The sequence below is a fragment of the Stenotrophomonas riyadhensis genome, assembly GCF_040256885.1.
Lineage (GTDB): Bacteria > Pseudomonadota > Gammaproteobacteria > Xanthomonadales > Xanthomonadaceae > Stenotrophomonas > Stenotrophomonas riyadhensis.
On record NZ_CP155568.1, the window covers coordinates 2746479 to 2764683 of the forward strand.

The following is an 18205-nucleotide window of genomic DNA, read 5'->3' on the forward strand; positions in this document are numbered from 1 at the left end:
TGGTTGACGCCCCAACCGCTTTCACTAAGAATGCGAAAATTCGCTTCGGCAGATGCCGACTCAAACCAAGGGCTGGAAGCACTTGAATAATGGCGGAATCAACCGGCCAAGTCTGCTCTCAGGGGGAGCGCAGACCAAAGGCCAGGCCCCCAATGCGGGCCGTATTCTGGCAGACATGGAGGGCCGGCAGGCAACCGCGTCGCCTCGTGCTGCGCGCGTATCGTCTGGTGGCACCCGTCGCCTCGGGCTATGGCTGGGCATCGGCGCCGCCGTCGTCGCAATTGCCGGGCTTGCTGCGTGGGGCCTCTCCGGCAGCGCCGATTACCCCGAGCCCAGCGAGTATTCGCTGGCCCCGGATCCGGCTCACGCAACGGGGCACCCGGATATCCCCGCCACGTCGTCACGCGACGGTGCGGCCATGATCGTGGATGCGCCGCCTGCAGTGGGTGAGCCCGCGCTACCTGCACCCGCAGAGAGCATGACGCCCGCGCCTGCTGATGCAGCCGCGGCAGTCGCCGCCCCCGCCACGGCAACAACAGGCACCAGCGCACGCAGCCCTGCAGCAGCGTCACGCAGCACGCGCGAGGCGCCGCGGGCCGGCACCCAGGGCAAGGGCGATGAAAACCTGCTCGGCACCCTGCTTGGCATCATCAAGGAAGAAGACAAGGCCAAGGGCAAGGCGAAGGCCAGTACCCAGCCGCAGAGCATGGATGACCTGATCGCGCAGATCGAGGCCGACCAGCGCAAGCGCACCGAGGACGAGCGTGCCGCCTTCGAGCGCGTGGCCAGCAAGAAGTCCGCGTCGACCGAGTCGAACATCCAGGCCCAGCTGCGCAGCTGCCCCAGCCCAACCTCGCTGAAGGGCGTGGATTGCCGCCGGCGGATCTGCGCCGCCGTAAGCGGCAAGGACCCGGCCTGCCCGGCGATGTAGTTGGTCTCCTGCGGCGTCGGGCCGTGCCCGACGCAGCGATGACGAATGACCGTGAAGATCGAACCGATAAGCCTTGTCTACATTGCGTTGGTGCTTGGCCTTCTCAGCCTCGTCTCGCACTCGGTTTATCACTACCTTGCACGCTTCTCGCGCTGGCAATCCAAGACGAAGCGCTGGTTGGCGATCAGTCCGCTGCTGGGCTCCATGGCGCTGCTCATCTTCACGGTGTACTACGTTGCTACGCACTAGCCGGGTAGAGCTTCCGGTCCAGCCCCCATGGGTTGAGTATCAGGCGTTGCCGGAGGTCCACGGCAGAAGCGCCAGCAGAACCATCGGCGCGAGCACGATCACTGCATTGAACAATGCCGGCAGCAGCCAGCGGACCCATAAGCGTGGCGCCCGTTCCTCGCTTGTCCGCTGCTGTGAGCATGCGCTCCGGTTGAGTGGTGCCTTCATCGTCAGGGAGTCCAGCTCGCTGGCCAGGGCGTCGGGCCACGCAACACGAGGTGCGTGACGCAGCAGCCAGAATCCCGCCAGCTCGAACCAGAACATGAGGCTACCGAGAAACAGGACAGACAACCTGCCGGAAAGCCCTTTGACACGATGGTCAGGATCAATCCAGGGATCGAAGACGAGCCGCTCCATCCGTGCCAGATCCGCCTGCACTCCACCCGTCGTCGGAGCGAAGGCAACCTGAGGAAGCGTTCGCATATTCCCGTTCATATAATGACGAATGAACTCCCAAAGCTCTTCGGGACCTGCGTCGTTGAGCTCCGGCTCCGACAGGGGCAGGAACTTGTCGATCTGGCGACTGCCTGGCGTCAACTCAACAACAGCGAGTACCTGGACTGGCGTGGAGCCATGTTTGCCACGGACGAGATCTCTCCTGCTGATGGGTACCGCAGCATCGTAATCCAGACTTACCCAGCCTCTTTTCGTGTCCACCCAGTAGTAGAACTTTCCAAGCCGGCGACTGAGTACCACCGGCGGCTCAGCAGGCATGCGATACAGATGACAGACCGACGCCAGACAACCGATCGCCCCGCCAGCATACAAGGTGACCAGCAGAATCAAATGCGGCCAGCCCTGCGCCCAGCTCTCGATCGTCAAAGCCACGTTGATCGCCATACTGATGAGTGGTAACGACGCGACCAGTGACAGGACGAACAGAAAGCCCCGATTCGAGGGTCGCTTCCAGCCTGCGAACACCAGGGAGCTCTCGTCAATCCACTGAACCGCGCGACCAGGGCTCGTGGATGCCCGCCCCGGCAGACCCACCTCCTGCAGGAAATGCCCCCAGTGCCCGTTCTGGCCTGGGAGCACCTTGAATCCGGACACCTTCATCTCCCCCTCTCAGCCGCACGTTCCTTCAGCTGATGCCCCACCTCATCGTTCCGGGCCTTCGCTGCAGCTATCGACTCCTTCCAGAAGCGCTCCATCTTCTCCGCGCGCCCTTCTGCATGATCGACCCGCCCGTACACAACGGGGGCGCGGAGTGGCGGCGTACCCGAAGAAGCCGCCGTGCGCCTGACGATGGACGCGGGCCAGACCGGCTTGCGGCACAGCTTCATCGCCAGGAAGCGGAACAGTGCCCAGGGCAAGGTGAGCGGCAGCGCGATCCACATCAGCCCTGAGCCGGCCGAAGACACATGAATGATGAATGCATTGCGGAAACTCGGTGCTACCGAGGTGTAGAGCTGCAACGGCGGGAACGGGAGCGCGGAACGCCCCTCTTCCATGAAGCGCCGGATCATTTCCCAGTGCGCGAGCACGACGGCAGGGTTGGAGCCGCAATCCGACCCTACTGCGAAGGTGTGGACCACCTGATCGCCGCGCATCACCAGGCCCCTGAGATCGTAGGTGTAGTCCTCGCCAGGTCCCGCAGGCTTGTCCCTGCCGATGATGAAGCGGACATCCGACCAGGGCGCCGACACCACCTTGTTGCGCCCACCCGTGAAGACGTGCACCTGACGCGTAGCGCGATCAAAGCGGATGGGGTAGTACTGACAGCGGAAGATGTCTCTTCCGAGAAGCATCTTGTAGGCAAATGCGACGAAGCCGAGCATCAGAACACCCAGGACAGCGACGGTAATGGCCATCTCCGAGCTGACCGCCTTGCCTTCAGCCTGCATCGTCACCGTTGCATGCGCAATGGCCGAGACGAACAGTAGCGCCAAGCCAATAACGACAAAGCCCCACATCGCTGCCCATCCGCGATAGAGAAAATGCCGGTCAACGTACTCGATGCAATCGTCATCGAGGTAGACAATGCCCTTATCCAGGGGCGCCAGCGTTGATGCATCAAAATTCCGGACATCGGCAGCGACTTCGTAGTTGTCCAAACGACGGTTGTTGCGATACCGCTGGGCGAGCCAGCCGGCGAACTGGCTCATCGCCCATCCTCCATGTGCATGAAAGCGAAGTCGCAGCTGGACCGCACCCGCTGCCCCGCTCTGTGTTGATCGACAATCATCCTAACGAGCGCTCGATCATGTAGATGATGCAGAGTCCCGCCCCAACGCCAGTTGCGGTACAGATCAGCGGCCATGTCTTCTCCAGGAAGCCAAGTCTGGGATTGTCCCGCCAATCCCGCTGCCAGCGATCCTTTCCAGTGACAGCACCATCATTTTCGATCTCATTCGGCCATACGGGAATACGGCAGGTGGACATTGCCACCCAACGTCCGATGGCAATGAAGCTGAAAGGCAGGCATGCGACCAGATGGAGCCATGGCCAGTGGATCAAGCCTGCGAATGTTCGAACCACACCAAATACAAAACCTTCCTTGCGATCATGAACTGGAATGCAAATTGGAACATCAGCGCAATTCCGGGCAACCACTTCATCATCGCCCTCCATGTACTGTCGGATGAACTCCCATAGCCCGAGCAGATCACGTCGGTCGCCCATATACACGTAGCCCACCGAGAACGTCTCAAGGACAGTCCTTCCATCCTCCGACAGGAAGTGAGCCCGTATGTCGTGCGTCTTTCCCAAGGGTGGCGTGGTCGCCTCACCAATGAAGAAGAACAATCGGTCCCAGTCACCAGTAGCGACCGTTCCGTCCTGGCGGAAGAAATGCACCTTGCGCCCCGTCCGATCAAGGCGAATCGGGTAGTGCGTCCATCGGAAGCACTCACTTCTAAACAACCACACGATACCCGCGAGAATGAACGATGAAACGGGAACGATGAAGGCCCAGAAGCACCAGAGGATCCATCGCTCCTCCTCCTTGAAAGGCTCCCCGAAGATGATCAGGTTGAACAGGAGATACAGCGACGTTGGAATCATCGCCAGCGCGCCGAGCACCGAGAGCCATACGTTGAAGCCCTTCACCGGATACCAACGGTCTACAAGCTCAAGGTAGGACGCACTGAATCTGATCACGGACAATCCGCTGCACGCCGGGATGCCAACGGGAACCGAGACCTTCAATTGCTCTCGCTCCTCATCTGCCGTCAATGAGCGATTTACCGCGAAGCGAAGGTTCCTTGCGTCGATTCCAGCGTAATCCATTGTGTCATTCCCCGATGGGATTCATTTACGTTCAAACTCAGGCGGCGCCATGACGTCCGTCTCGACCAGTCCAAGTGGGTCATCCGCATCAACCGCACACGCCTCCTCTACCCACTGCGGCCAAACAGGCATGCGACAGGATCGCAGGACCAGCCACCGGCAGAACACCAGGGGCAACAGCAGCGGCATCAGGATGAATCTGGCACTGAGCATGGCTGGCCCCAGGCTGGCCACCACAAACAGATAGCAGTTGCGCAATGACGGCACCACGGACAGGTTCATCTGCCGACCGTCAATAGTGTCGACCACTTCCGCAGGACCGTCCTCCATATAGCGACGAAGGAACTCCCAGATCGCCCGTATCTTCAGCTCGTCATCGAAGTAGTGGCCGATAGCGAAGGTCCGCTTGACGACGTGATCCTCAATGATGCTGCAACGCAGATCACGCAGGAACTCCTCGCTGGTTCCTCGCCCGATGTAGAACACGGCCTCATCCCAACGGACGGATACGGCCCCCTCCTTACCGCCGGTGAAGAAGTAGACCGTGCGGTTACGCCGATTGAATCTCGTCGGGTACCAGACGTAGGTGAAGAACTCGTATCGAAGGGTGATATGCCAGAACAGTGCTGGGGCGCCGATCACGCACGCAGCCACCATCGCATACATCACCCAGTCCCAGCCGTCTCCCTCAAGGTTGGGGATGACCACAGTGAAGAGAAGAAAGAAACCAAGCAGGAACAATCCCAGCGTGCCAAGCAGGACCACGGTGGTCGACACCATGCCGCGCAGCCGGAAACGACGATCGATCAGATCGATGTAGGTCGAGTTGAAGCGGACCAGGCAGGCGCGCTCGGCAGGCGTCACGGGTTGGGGGGTATGGGCATCGAAACGCGAGGCGTCCTCATGTGGAGAAAGCCCACGCCCCAGGGGAAACTCCCGCATCCATCCGGTGAACATCGAACCTCCTTTCAGCGTCCTCGGCGAGCATGACACGGGATTGAGTTACTGGGTGGCTTCGTGGCGTCATCGCGAGGGCTGCCCAAGTGCGCACCGTGCCCGGTTTGGATGCGCAGTCTGGGCGAGCGCGCCAGCATGAGGACAGGATAGAAAAGGCTCCCGAGGGACAATGTCATGGCGTCTCAGAATGAGGATTGAAGGGCGATAACCGCAGGCAATGACCGTATTGTCAGGTGCGCAGAAAAAGAAGCGAGTAAGTGATCAAGCTCCAGGCAGCGATGCTGATCAGGCAACAGATGCCGCACACCATCGCAACCTGGAGAGCGGCCTTTTTTCTACCAGCGACATCTTCCGTACTGGAGCGCAGAATGCAGTAATTCGCGCTGCTGCCGTGAAGTGAGTTGCTGGCAAGAACCTCCTTGGGGAGGGGCACAGGACGCTTGAACCTCGCGTAGAGCATCTGTGACAAGGGCTCTGGCCAGAAGATCAGCCATAGCAGAACGCTCGCCAGATACTGCGGGACCATGAAGACATTCCAGTTCATGGCACGCATGCGTTCAATCATCTCCTTGCCCGCTCCGCCGGCGGAGAGTGGCCCTCGCTCCAGCAGGGATGTCGTCCAGTGCGATGGATCAACCAGGAATGTGGCGGGCATCGCTTCGGGCGCTTCATCCATGTAGCGCCGGATCAATTCCCATGACTGCTGGCAAGCCTCCCGGTCTGGAAGGGGGCCATCGACGGTGAAGCGTAGACGCCACGTCTCAGGGGCTTCCGGATAGATTTCCATCAGGTCGAGAGCCATCATCAAGGGCGCGCCGAACTGGACCGGGCCGTATCCAACGCGGGCATAAGGCCTGACGTTGTTCCAGTCCAACAAATATTGCTTGCCATCGACAACGCAGAAAACCTTCCTGCTCCTGCGGAAGAAGTACAGATCGCTCTGTTTGCTGCCAATACTCTGCTTGACGCAGAGAAAAGCGGATCCTGCGAGCGCCGCGACCCCAAGGCTCGCGCATGCTGATGCGAATACACGCATTCCCATGCTCTCAGTAGGGTCAAGCGCCAGCATCACCCCCATGTAACCCAAGCCAATGGCCATGCAAAACAGTACCAACGCAGCGACCGGCATTATGGATTCCATCCGTGACGCGCCTGTGCCTTCCGACCAGACCATGGCCTCATCGTCAAGCCGCACTACGTCACGGACGGAGTAGGCCTTTGAGGTGGCAGCGAAAGGTAGGGGGCCTTCAGTAAAGCGGAGATCATGTTGGGCGTGCATGGTTCAGGCGCGTGCTCGAAGGGTATTCCTCCCCCACAGATTAACTGACTCCAGAAGTGGAATTTTCTCGCACCCTTCCCGGAGGAGGGGTAATCCCCCCACTGACCCGTTCAGGGCTGAGGGGCAAAGAACTCCGACCTAGCGGACTGGCAGTGTGCCCCCGGCCCGCAGGCCTCATGCAAGCATGGCGCGATTGTCTCGATCCGACCCCAAAAGCCGTGCAAGCCCATCATTGCGAATGTGGACCCGCCGGAATCCTCTGAAGCGGTCAATTGCACAGCATCATCAATAATCGTCATCTGAGACGAATTTGACAGCATCCTGCTATAGGAGCGCGACTTTAAGAAAAAGAACAATGGGCACCATCCAAGCGATTACACCGAGCGCCATGGACACCAACAAAATACTCTTACTCTTGTTCGTGACCTCGGCATAGCGCTTACCTTTTTCTTTCAGCAGGGAGTCGCCCCTCATACTCTCGAACCTGCCCGGCCATGGCCCTGTTTCCTTCAAGCCAAATGGCCCCTTGGATATCCAAGCCCCAATCAACTCTGTGATTTGCAGCGGCGTAATCAACATGACCCACAGCATATTGCAAATAACCATCCAAAGCGTCCAGGACTTTTCACCCATCCAGCGCTGGCGGAGCATGTCGCCTGTCCAAATGCTCACAGCCAGTTGCTTCGCCCAGCCCATGCGCGGCGACACGATTTGGAAATTAGGAAGCCCCTCATGCGGCCCATCCATAAATTGCTTAAAGAAGCCATAGCGCTGAACCCCTGCGCCAATGAGGTCCCCCTTCGCCGCGATGAATTCTGAACGGACAACACCTGTATCCTCATCAACATCCGCGAGGATAAGCTGATACGTGACTGCACCACCCGCAGCATGGACAATCTGAACAATGCGAATGAAGGGCTTGAGAACACGCCAGTCGTATGTGCTTACACCCACCTTACTGAAAAGCGTAACCGTCCCCTTCTGCCTATCCAGCAAAATTGGCTCGATCCGGTTACCCCCTCGAACTGCGTTAAATACATTAATACCGACAGCAACACTTAGCAGTAGCATCAAGACCATTACAACTACTGGGATCGAGACCATCTGCCCCGCCGCGGCCATTTTCGGAATTAATTTTAGAATTGCAGCATCTATCGGGATAAGTGAGAAAAGGAAAATTATTGCTATACCCTTCCCAGCGGAAACCGAGGCAACATCGGGCGCAGCAATCAATACTTCATCATTTATGTCTAGAACGAAATCAGCGCCACCCGCCTCCGCTCTCCGCAGAAGCAGTGGATACATTGCTCCGCCTTCCCCTCGAACTGGAGCCCCCATATCCAAGATTTCGACCTGCGGTGCGACGGAAGAGTGCTCTTCACGCATTACTCATCAACCTCCAGCAACTACACTTTCCGTCATGCCCGATGCGGCAGGCAAAACAAGATCGGCATTATTATTCTTGTCCGGCCACATTTTAGCCGTCACAGTAACCTTCTTCAACTCATCCGAAACGTAAATAATTCGCCACATTACACCTCCGGACTCACTATTTCTTAACGTCGCTCCGCCACTGGTTGGTGAAGCCAAACCGCGATTTTGGTACTCCAATCCTTCTGAAATCCGATTCTTGTCGACCAAGCCCTCTCGCAGATCCGATCCAATTGATCGATTCGACGATGCTTCCAAGATGCGACCGTCGCTCATCTCAAGCACGATTCGGTAGCTCAACCAACCTTGGCCCGGCATGACATCTGGCACATCGATAGTGACGTCCACCGTCCCGCCGAAACGAAAGCCGAGGACAGACTTACCCTTCCGCCAAACTAAATTAATCGCGAATGGAATTACGAAAAGTTTTTCAACGGCCTGAACTTCCTCATCTTCATTTGCATATGTAGGCTTTATACCAAATATGCAGGACCTCAACCAAACCTGCAGCGGATTATCACGTTTATCTTCCGCCGCCACTAACAAATACAGCCCCACAACTGCGGCACCTACTGCAATGATCGCCCACACAATCGGGCCTCCCCACAGCGATACTAGACCTACGCTCCCAGCCCCGCCAAGCAACGTAGCGCCACCGCTGGCTGCCAGTAGCAGTCCAGCAAAGGCCATTCGGATTGCCGCATCGTCGTCCTTCTGATCATACAAATCCGCTGCGTCAGCCATGGTCAAGACACCCGCTATGATTCCTGCAGCGCCACCAAGAATCCCCCCGGCGGCGGTCGCTCGCGTGGCAAATACGCCTGCGGCTCTCCCGGAAAAATATGCGCGAAGAAGTGACATCGCTCCAACCGCTTCCAGCGTGGCGCCGGTAAAGCCGAGAAATGAGGCGACAATCTTCGCGAGAACGGTAGCAGATGGCTTTTCCTTCCACTCTTTCACAGATGCTGCAAGAGCCACGACCTGGAAGCCTGCCGCCCAAACTGCCAAGCTACCTGCAGCACCACCATTCTTCAGCACGACAATTGCACGGGTGCTCCATCCTGCTGACGTTGCCCGAGGCAATGACTGCATAGCAGCAGGCGTGGCCACCGCGGTTACAGTCGCATTTTTTGCACGCGCAGCCGTCACACGGGCCGCTTCTTCAGCCAACTCCCGCTGAGCGCGTTGGGCGGCTTGCTCAATCAGCCCCTGCTTGCGGAGTTGCTCGTATATTTTCTCCATACTCGAACTGAGCGGCGTTCTTGTGAACTTTCGCCCACGACTCGCGGCAGCCGCCGCAGCCGCCTTACTCTGAGCGCGAACCCGACGATTGACCTGTCGACTCACTTCACGCGCTTGCTGGCCAGTTAGAGATTCCACTTCAATGACGTCACCCCACTGTATCCGCAGTAGTGGAATTTTCTTCCGCCCAGCCTCCCCCAGTTCATCCGTGACATCAGCAAGATTGATTGAGGATCGGCGCACACCTTCTGGATCCACCGACCGCTGCAGCCTGGCCTCCAGTTTGTGCCCCCATGCACTCTCCTTGTTATCCCGAATAAAATCCGCAACGGTGACCACCTCCAGAACCGGCTGCACTGCAGTACGGAACCATAGAGCACCCGCGATGGAAAAAACCCGCAGGTTCTTAAACCCAGCAAATTTGATATCAGTGAGCATTCCTTGCGCACCGGTAATCAAACTCCTAATTGCCTCGTCCGTCGCCAACGCATTCCGATAGGCCGCCACTCGCACAGGGCCAGGCTTCCCACTTGGATCCGGAAGACCACCTGCCAGGCGGGACTGAAGTTGCGCCGTGAACGCTGCATGCTCGTCCAGCCACGACTGGTACACACTATAACTTGACTTAATGATGCCCTGAACATCAGCAGCCTTGTTCTCAGCAATGTTCGCAAGCAAGCTCTTCTGACCACCAGTGATCACCCAGTACCAAAGGTTCTCTTCAGCCGGCTTTTCGAATTCCTTGACCATGTTCTTGCGATCAGCGTCACAGAGCGCACCACCGCCAAGTACAGCTGCAGTCTGACAGACCATTTCCAGAACGCTATCGGGTTCAGCCACGTCGAAGTCATGCCTTACGCACGTCTGCAGAGCCCAGCCGTTCGCGAAAGAGCTGCAATCTTCAACATGTGCGTCCAGCAACGCCGGGAGATTTCCAATTTCCGCTTTGAAGCTTGACTCGAAATTTTCAATCTTCGACGAGTCAATTTTATCCAGATAGTCCTCTACCCACTCCTCCGCCTTGTCGGCACCACCAGCTTTCCAAGAGGCCCCAATCTGCTCGATCAAACGTTTGACCGCAATTTGCCTACTGTATTTCTTATTGATTCTTTCAATACTCAAGCGCCGCAGGCTTGCAAAATGCCGAATTTCCATGGCAATACCCATCGGATCATGCAGATAGACGGCAACACCACCACCTTCGTGCATACCTGCCATTCGCGAGGCAATAGCGGAAGCTCGCGCAGAATAGTCGGCACCGGGCGTAATGCTCTCGGCATACACCTGATGCTTTCCTGTGAATTCAGCTGCATACTCGCTCAGCTTGCCCAGACCGTCCCCGAAAAGGCATGCCTGGGGATGCGCAAGCGATCCAGCTTTTGCTGCGGACATCAAGTCAGGAACAGAATAGACCTGAAAGCGCCTTTCCACGTAGGCAGGATCAATTTCTGGATCTTCCGAGCTTCGCTCGGGCATAGTCTTTCCTAGCAGCGCAGCTTCGTAAACTGCGAGCTGATGCTCGGTCTGCACGACACTGAAGTAGGCCAGCCAGATTCTTTTGGCTTGCTTCGGATCCCGAACCGAGAATGCGGCTGAACGTACATTGTGGTCACTTCTTCCACATTGTGCCTCGCTCGGTTCAACGGTCGTTACCGACGGCATTTCAGAAAGTGAGCCGTCGACGCCCACCAGGAACGACCTCCACGTACCAGCACCACGCTCATCCAGCATGTAGAGGTAGCCTTGGCTAAGCATGCGTAATGCGAGTACGCCGGCACTCAGGCTGTAGTCTTGACCATCGAGGCTCGCTGCCTTGGTCTGGGCTACCGTTGCTTTCGGTGTGTAGGCAAAGCGCATCGGCAGGATCGGAAAACCTGCCTTGTCGCACTTCTTGCAGTCGCCAAACGGTGCCGTGTTCTGTACTGAACGTTTGACACTTCCCGCAATCGCGGCGCCATCAGCCATGTCGCGTCTCCCTCGATTCTTCCTTGATGTTCTTCTGCCACTGCCCGCTTTCCACGTCGCGCCACCAGCTGGGCGAGGCCTCGGCGCTCTGATCTGCGTACGATGCTTCGCCTGATACCGCTTGCTTCAGCCACGTGCGAACCGTCGGATGCTGCTCAATTTCCGGATGCACCAGCACTTTATGCAGGAGAAAACTGACGGCATCCGCCGCACTCTCCGGGGAGAGTCCCAGTTCGATCCCACAGCGAACTGCCAATTGCAGTCGTTGCTCATGCGCCGATGGACTTTCACCAAAACGCTGCAACTGCGCGATCGCCGCGACGGTAGGGACCACCCACCCCTCATGGATTGAATCGCTCGGGATGATGCCAATTCGATCAGCATCGGGCCTCCTGTGTGGAACGAGAAGCGCGTTTCCATCGAAACCTAGCTGAAGCCATTGCTCCCAACCATCTGGCGCATACACAGGGAACTCCGAGAAGGATGCATGCCTGACCACCCTCGGATCGTAGAATCTTCTCAGATTTCTATTCCCATCCTTCGTGCGCGTGACAGCTATCTGTTTGATGGAAAGAGCAATCGAACCCGGAGACAGATTTGAACACAACCAGCCGCAGACCGGCTGCGGCTCCTGCCAATCTTGGCGGCGCTCCCATGCCAGCGACACAGTCTCTTCAAGGAGTTCGTCTCGACTTCCCAGAATTCTAACGACATAGGGGCAGAGTGCCCTGTCAAGGCCATAGCCCGTCAAATCGACCAGATGCTTCTGTCTATTAAACTGGTCAATGCAGCTCAGATCAGTACGCGACATAGGGTCGATCAAAACGAACCACGGCTGCGCGGACGCTGCGATTTTGTCACGCAGCGCCACCAGAACATCGAACCGGCCGTCATAGCGCGACATTCGCAGCCCCTGCCTTTGCCGCATCTACGCTTGCCTCGTTGCACTTGTCGAGGGTGGCACTTGGCACCTTCGCCTCCCCCGCCACACTCGCCGGCCCCACCCACTCCCGCTGGCTCGCCTTGAACTCCACCTTCCCCGGCGCGCCCAGCTCGATGTTGTCGCCTTCAATCCGGATGTAGGCGCCGGCCGCGGTCGCCAGCAGGTGCTTGCTCGGCGCCGACAGCTGCACGTCCGCTTCGGTGCTGGCGATACGCACCTGCGTCTTGGCCGCCACGATCGCCTGGTTCTTGTGTGCGCGCGCACTCACCTTGCCCTGTGCCGCGTGCAGCGCGATGCCGCGCTCCTGGTTCGGGCTTTCGCCACTGGGCTGCACGCCCGCGGTGTACAGCACCAGGCCGCCGGCCACGGCCATCGTCAGTGAGCCCTGCGTCATCCAGTTCAGCGCCACGCCGCTGGCCAGGGTGGTGTGGGTGCCGCTCACCCAGACCTGGTCGGCGGGGGTCAGGCTCAACACGCCGGCCACGCCACTGCCCAGCAGCACCGGTGCGCTCCAGCCAGGCGCTTCGCCGTCGCCGCCCGCGATGCTGCCCGCGGCACTGCCGCTGTGAGTGGCACGCAGCGCTTCCTGCAGCTCGGTCAAGGTGGTATCGACCGGCAGCTCTTTCGGGTCACTCGGCAGCTGCGCCTGCTGGTTGGCGGCCGATTCTGCCAGCTGCTGCAGCAGCTGCTGGCTTTCCTGCAGCTGGCTCAGGGCCTGCGGCGCCGCCATCTGCGGCGTGCCCTGCTCGGTGGTCAGCAGCAACCCGCGGCCGGCGCGCAGCGCGCCCTGGGCCTGCGTGGCCAGTTCCACGCCGAAGCCACGCTCGCCCTCGCGCACGTTGTCCTGGCCGCCCTTGAGGTGCCCCAGGGTGAGCGTGGTCTCGTGCTGGGTGGTGGACAGCTGCGCGCGGCCCTGCCCGGGCGTATCGTCGAAGCGCAGCTGCTGATACCCACCGGTACCGCCCTGGCTGTCGGCCAGCGCCTGGCTCTTGAAGCCGGTATACACCGCCGCGTGGTCATTGCCCTCGAACCAGGCGGCGGCGTTGCCGGTGGCGTTGGCGCCACCGCCGTTGATCTGGTTGTGCTGCGCATCCTGCTGGCCACGGCCGTTGTAGACCGCGCCGACCACCACCGGGCGATCGATGTCGCCCTCCAGGAACGCCACCAGCACTTCCTGCCCACGGCGCGGCAGCACCACGCCGCCCCAGTTGTCGCCAGCCCAGGGCGTCATCACCCGCACCCAGGTCCAGGCGCCACCGTTGGCCGGTGCATTGTCGTCGCCACCGGGGTGGGCCAGGCCGCTGCTGGCGTTACCGCCGCGCTGCCACGGGAACTGCACCTTGATGCGGTGATCGCGGTCGGATAGCAGCGGGTCACCGTCGCTGACCACGATGGCACTGAGCGTGCCGGTGATGGTCGGCCGCGGATGCAGGTGTGCACCATGGCCGTCCTCGGTCTGTGGCCGGTAGCTCACCTCGGAGGGAATGGCCACGAAGCGGTTGTCGTAGAACGCGGCGGACACGTCATCGGGCGCATCGCCATAGGCCAGCCCGGACAGTGCGCCAGGCAGCGTCGGTACGGTGACGCTGGCCGGTCCAAGGGTCTGTTCCAGCGCGTCGAACACGTCGGCATCCAGGTTGTTGCGCGCCTGGTGCCGCACCGACAGGCACAGGAACGACGCGTCCTCGCCCACCTGCGGATGCTGCGACAGGCCGAAGCGCGCGCCCGGCGCCAGCGCGCGCCACTGGCCGGCGCCTTCGATCGTGTGCGCGCGCACGCGCAGCGCATCCAGGTGCTGCTGCGCGCGACGCTGGCCGCGGGCGTTGTCCTGCCAGCCATACGGGCCGCAGGTGTCGCGGTCGACGATGCCCAGGTCGTTGCTCTGCCCGGCCTCGGCACTGGCCTGGCGGCGTTCCAGCGTGCGGTAATCCCAGGTCGCACGCTCGACCTTGCCCGGCCGCCAGCGGTGCGCGGTCGACCACTGCTGCACGCTGTCGCTGCGCTCGCTCTCGTCACGGCGGTGGAAGCGCACGCTGCCCAGTTCGGCCGTGTCATGGCTGTGGTCGGCCAGCACCAGGGTGTGCGTGCCGAAGTCCGCGCTGCCGGGCTCGCCGGCATGCTCGAACCAGTAATAGATGCCCTCTTCGGCCAGCAGGCGCTGGACGAAGGCCAGGTCGCTTTCCTGGTATTGCGTGGTCAGGCTGCGCCGCGCGTACTGGCTGGCGTCGCCCAGCGACCAGCGCCAGGCCGGTGCCAGTCCGCCGTAGTCGGCGAACAGGTCCTCGACGATCTCGACCACGGTCTTGTCGTGGAAGACGTAGCTGTCCACCCGCTGCGAGAGGAACGCCAGCCACGGCTGCAGGCGCAGCCGGTAGCGGGCCAGGCCGCCATTGCTGCCCAGCCGCTCGGCGGCGGTGATACGGCCATGCAGCGGACGCGGGCTGCCGTCGGCCTGCTGCAGCTGCAGCAGCGCGCCCTGCCCGATCAGCGGCGCCAACTGCAGGCCGGCGTCCAACGACAGGGCGGTGATCGTCCACTGGAAACCGATGCCGTCGATCTGCTCGACGCCATCCAGGGTTTCGGCCACCAGCACATCGCTGCCCAGCGACGTGTGCAGCCGCAGGAAGCGCTGTGCGTGCGAAGGGCCGGCCAGCGCGGCCCGCAGGTTGTTTACCAGATCCATGGTGCTTCCCCGGCTTCCCGTGCTTCAAGGTGGTCTGCATGCGGCATGCGCATCGGTGTACTCCGCTTCCCGCTTCCGCGCGGCCTGCGCCCCTGCAGGGGCGACAGGCACGCACGGCCATCAGGCAGCCTGGACGATCTCTTCCAGCTGCAGGCGCACGCCTTCGCTGATCTTCAGGCGGTAGTCGCGGCCGCCGGCGGTGATCTGCAGTTCGCGCACGTTGCTCACCAGCTGCGGCTTGCCGACCACCGGGGCATCCATGTGGATGCGCCAGGAACCGCGGCTGATCTGCGCGGCGATGTTGCGTGCATCCTGGCGGGCGGCCGGCACGGCGGTGTCCAGCAGTTCGATCACGTGCTCCGGGCGCAGGCGGTTCCAGGCACGCACACGGTCCAGTTCACGACCCAGGCCCAGTTCCAGGCTGTCGCAGTGGTTGAGGGCGGCTTCGCGGTCAAATCCATAGAATTCCATAGCGTTCTCCTTTTGCTCAGTGTCAGGACACTTTGTATTTGAAGTCACCCTTCTTGCCGGCGGTGACCTTGATGGCGTTGATCCGGTTCCCCTCGGCCATTGCCGCCAGCACGCTCTCGGCGATTTCCGGCAGCAGGGTTCCGTTGAGGATGTGGTCAACGTTGCGCGCACCCGAGTCCACTTCGGTGCAACGCGCAAGCACGGCCTCCACCAGGCTGTCGTCCCAGCTGAAGGTGGCCTTGTGGTTGGCGATGACGCGGTCGCGGATGCGGCCGAGCTTGAGCGTGATGATCTGCGCCAGCACGTCATCGTTGATGGGGTAGTACGGCACCACCTTCAGGCGGCCCAGGAAGGCGGGCTTGAAGGTGCGCATCAGCACCGGGCGCAACGCATCGGACAGCGCTTCGGCACCCGGGATCTCTTCGGCCGGCTTGTTCAGGCAGGCCTGCATGATCTGCGACGAGCCGATGTTGGAGGTGAGGATGATGAGGGTGTTGCGGAAGTCGATCTCACGACCTTCGGCATCATCCATCATGCCCTTGTCGAACACCTGGAAGAACATCTCCAGCACGTCCGGATGGGCCTTCTCGACTTCGTCCAGCAGCACCACGCTGTAGGGATTGCGGCGCACGGCCTCGGTCAGCACGCCACCTTCGCCGTAGCCGACGTAGCCAGGCGGCGAGCCCTTCAGGCCGGACACGCTGTGCGCTTCCTGGTACTCGCTCATGTTGATGGTGACCAGCTTGCGCTCGCCGCCGTACAGGATGTCGGCCAGCGCCAGTGCGGTCTCGGTCTTGCCGACACCGGACGGGCCGACGAACATGAACACGCCGCGCGGCTTGTTCGGATCTTCCAGCTTGGCGGTGGCGGTACGCACGCGCTGTGCGATCGCATCCAGCGCATGATCCTGGCCGATCACGCGCTCGACCAGCAGGTTGCCCAGCGTGCGCACGGTACGGATCTCGTCCTTGACCATGCGGCCCAGCGGCACGCCGGTCCACGCCGAGACGATCTCGGCCACCACGGTGCCATCCACCTGCAGCGGGACCATCGGCGTCTCGCCCTGCAGCTCGCGCAGCTCGGCTTGCAACCGCGCCAGTTCGGCGTGCTGCGGCGAGAGCTCCGGCTTGGCCTTGCCACGCTTGGCGGCCGGCTTGGCCACGGCGACATCACCGTCGCCCTCGTCGCTGGCCGGCTCGGCCTCGCCCGACGCGGCTTCGCCCTGCTCCATCTGCTGGCGCAGTGCGGCGATGCGGCCGGCCAGGTCACGTTCGCGGCCCAGGCGCTCTTCGTTGCTGGCCAGCACGGCCTGCGCTTCGGCCTGCTGCGCATGCAGTTCGGCCAGGCGTTCCCCATGCTGGTCACTGCCGCCAGCGGTCTCGCGCTGCAGTGCACCGATCTCCGCCTGCAGGCGGTCCAGGTGCTTGCGGGTGTCTTCGATGATGGCCGGCGTGGCGCTCTGCCCCAATGCCACCTTGGCGCACGCGGTATCGAGCACGCTCACCGCCTTGTCCGGCAGCTGGCGACCGCTGATGTAGCGGTGCGACAGGCGCACCGCCTCGGTCACCGCCTCATCCAGCACGCGGATGTTGAAGTGCGATTCCATCAGCCCGACCATGCCGCGCAGCATCGCCGCGGCCAGTGCCTCGCTCGGTTCCTCGACCTTCACCACCTGGAAGCGACGGGCCAGTGCGGCGTCCTTCTCGAAGTACTTCTTGTACTCGCTCCAGGTGGTGGCAGCGATGGTACGCAGTTCACCACGCGCCAGCGCGGGCTTCAGCAGGTTGGCTGCATCGTTCTGGCCGGCAGTACCACCGGCACCGATCATGGTGTGGGCTTCATCGATGAACAGGATGATCGGGTGAGGGCTCTTCTTGACCTCGTCGATCACGTTCTTCAGGCGGTTCTCGAACTCGCCCTTGACGCTGGCACCGGCCTGCAGCAGGCCCATGTCCAGGGTGTGCAGCTCCACGCCCTGCAGCACGTCCGGCACATCCTTGTCGGCGATGCGACGGGCCAGGCCCTCGACCACCGCGGTCTTGCCGACGCCGGCTTCGCCGGTGAGGATCGGATTGTTCTGGCGGCGTCGCATCAGGATGTCGATCACCTGGCGGATCTCGCCATCGCGGCCGATCACCGGATCGATCTTGCCCTCGCGCGCACGCTGGGTCAGGTTGGTGGTGAACTGATCCAGCGCCGGCGTCTTCGACAGGCCGCCCTTGGCCTCAGCCGGCGCCGCGTCGTCGCCCTCACCGGCTTCACCGCCGGCCGAAGCATCGGCGAAACGCACGGTCTGGACCGCTTCCTGCGAGCCCTCGGTGAGCTTGGCGAAGTCGTGCTTGAGCTCATCGCGCTTGAAGCGCACGAACAGCTTCGAGCCACGATAGGCCAGCTGGGCCAGATCGGGCTCGGTCAGCAGCGCCAGCAGCAGGTGGCCACTGCGGATGCGGGTGGTTTCCGAGTCCAGCGAGGCGATCAGCCAGGCGTGCTCGAACAGCTTCGGAATGTGCTGGGAGAACACCGGCGTGCGGCTGTTGCCGGTCTTGAACTGGCTGATCTCATCATTGAGATCGCGCTCCAGCGACTCGGGCAGGATGCCGCTGCGCCGTGCGATCAACACGAAATCGCTCTGCGGCTGCTCGAGCAGCGCCAGGAACAGGTGCTCCAGGTCGACCTCGTAGTTGCCGCGCGCCATGCACAGGTTCGCAGCGCGCTCGGCCGCCTGGCGGCAGGTGTCGTCCAGCTTGCTGATCAGGGTTTTGAGGTTGATGCTCATGCGGAAACGCG

13 protein-coding genes are annotated in these 18205 nt (G+C 61.2%); 2 read left to right on the forward strand and 11 right to left on the reverse strand.

Annotation, left to right across the window (positions count from 1 at the left end):
• Positions 1-52: 52 nt before the first annotated feature.
• Positions 53-931, forward strand: a complete 879-nt coding sequence (locus tag SriyCCGPB3_RS12830; protein ID WP_350259367.1) for a hypothetical protein — start codon at positions 53-55, stop codon at positions 929-931.
• Between the two features lie 45 nt (positions 932-976).
• Positions 977-1180 (forward strand): hypothetical protein, encoded by a 204-nt coding sequence (locus SriyCCGPB3_RS12835; protein ID WP_350259368.1) that lies wholly within the window; start codon positions 977-979, stop codon positions 1178-1180.
• A gap of 39 nt (positions 1181-1219) precedes the next feature.
• Here the strand turns inward: SriyCCGPB3_RS12835 and SriyCCGPB3_RS12840 are convergent, their stop codons facing one another.
• The 11 genes from SriyCCGPB3_RS12840 to tssH all read right to left on the reverse strand — a co-directional run bounded on the left by SriyCCGPB3_RS12840 (position 1220) and on the right by tssH (position 18194).
• Positions 1220-2275 carry a hypothetical protein gene (locus tag SriyCCGPB3_RS12840; RefSeq protein WP_350259369.1) on the reverse strand — a complete coding sequence of 352 codons (1056 nt, stop codon included), beginning with the start codon at positions 2273-2275 and terminating at the stop codon, positions 1220-1222.
• Positions 2272-3324 (reverse strand): DUF6708 domain-containing protein, encoded by a 1053-nt coding sequence (locus tag SriyCCGPB3_RS12845; protein ID WP_350259370.1) that lies wholly within the window; start codon positions 3322-3324, stop codon positions 2272-2274. The genes SriyCCGPB3_RS12840 and SriyCCGPB3_RS12845 overlap by 4 nt, the downstream gene beginning before the upstream one ends.
• A 76-nt stretch (positions 3325-3400) precedes the next feature.
• Positions 3401-4447 (reverse strand): DUF6708 domain-containing protein, encoded by a 1047-nt coding sequence (locus tag SriyCCGPB3_RS12850; protein ID WP_350259371.1) that lies wholly within the window; start codon positions 4445-4447, stop codon positions 3401-3403.
• A gap of 21 nt (positions 4448-4468) precedes the next feature.
• Complete coding sequence (locus SriyCCGPB3_RS12855) at positions 4469-5404, reverse strand: DUF6708 domain-containing protein (RefSeq protein WP_350259372.1); 936 nt, start codon at positions 5402-5404, stop codon at positions 4469-4471.
• A gap of 229 nt (positions 5405-5633) precedes the next feature.
• Entirely contained in the window at positions 5634-6533 is a 900-nt protein-coding gene (locus SriyCCGPB3_RS12860; protein ID WP_350259373.1) for a hypothetical protein, read from the reverse strand.
• A gap of 474 nt (positions 6534-7007) precedes the next feature.
• The gene (locus SriyCCGPB3_RS12865; protein WP_350259374.1) at positions 7008-8069 is read right to left on the reverse strand and encodes a hypothetical protein; all 1062 of its coding nucleotides are present in this window, start codon (positions 8067-8069) and stop codon (positions 7008-7010) included.
• Between the two features lie 6 nt (positions 8070-8075).
• Entirely contained in the window at positions 8076-11321 is a 3246-nt protein-coding gene (locus tag SriyCCGPB3_RS12870) for a toxin VasX (protein WP_350259375.1), read from the reverse strand.
• Positions 11314-12225, reverse strand: a complete 912-nt coding sequence (locus tag SriyCCGPB3_RS12875) for a DUF4123 domain-containing protein (RefSeq protein WP_350259376.1) — start codon at positions 12223-12225, stop codon at positions 11314-11316. Before SriyCCGPB3_RS12875 ends, SriyCCGPB3_RS12870 begins: the two co-directional genes overlap by 8 nt.
• Complete coding sequence (locus SriyCCGPB3_RS12880) at positions 12212-14947, reverse strand: type VI secretion system Vgr family protein (protein WP_350259377.1); 2736 nt, start codon at positions 14945-14947, stop codon at positions 12212-12214. The genes SriyCCGPB3_RS12875 and SriyCCGPB3_RS12880 overlap by 14 nt, the downstream gene beginning before the upstream one ends.
• Before the next feature lie 120 nt (positions 14948-15067).
• Positions 15068-15418 carry a hypothetical protein gene (locus SriyCCGPB3_RS12885; RefSeq protein ID WP_008268344.1) on the reverse strand — a complete coding sequence of 117 codons (351 nt, stop codon included), beginning with the start codon at positions 15416-15418 and terminating at the stop codon, positions 15068-15070.
• Between the two features lie 22 nt (positions 15419-15440).
• Entirely contained in the window at positions 15441-18194 is a 2754-nt protein-coding gene (gene tssH, locus SriyCCGPB3_RS12890) for a type VI secretion system ATPase TssH (protein ID WP_180854582.1), read from the reverse strand.
• Positions 18195-18205 lie beyond the last annotated feature (11 nt).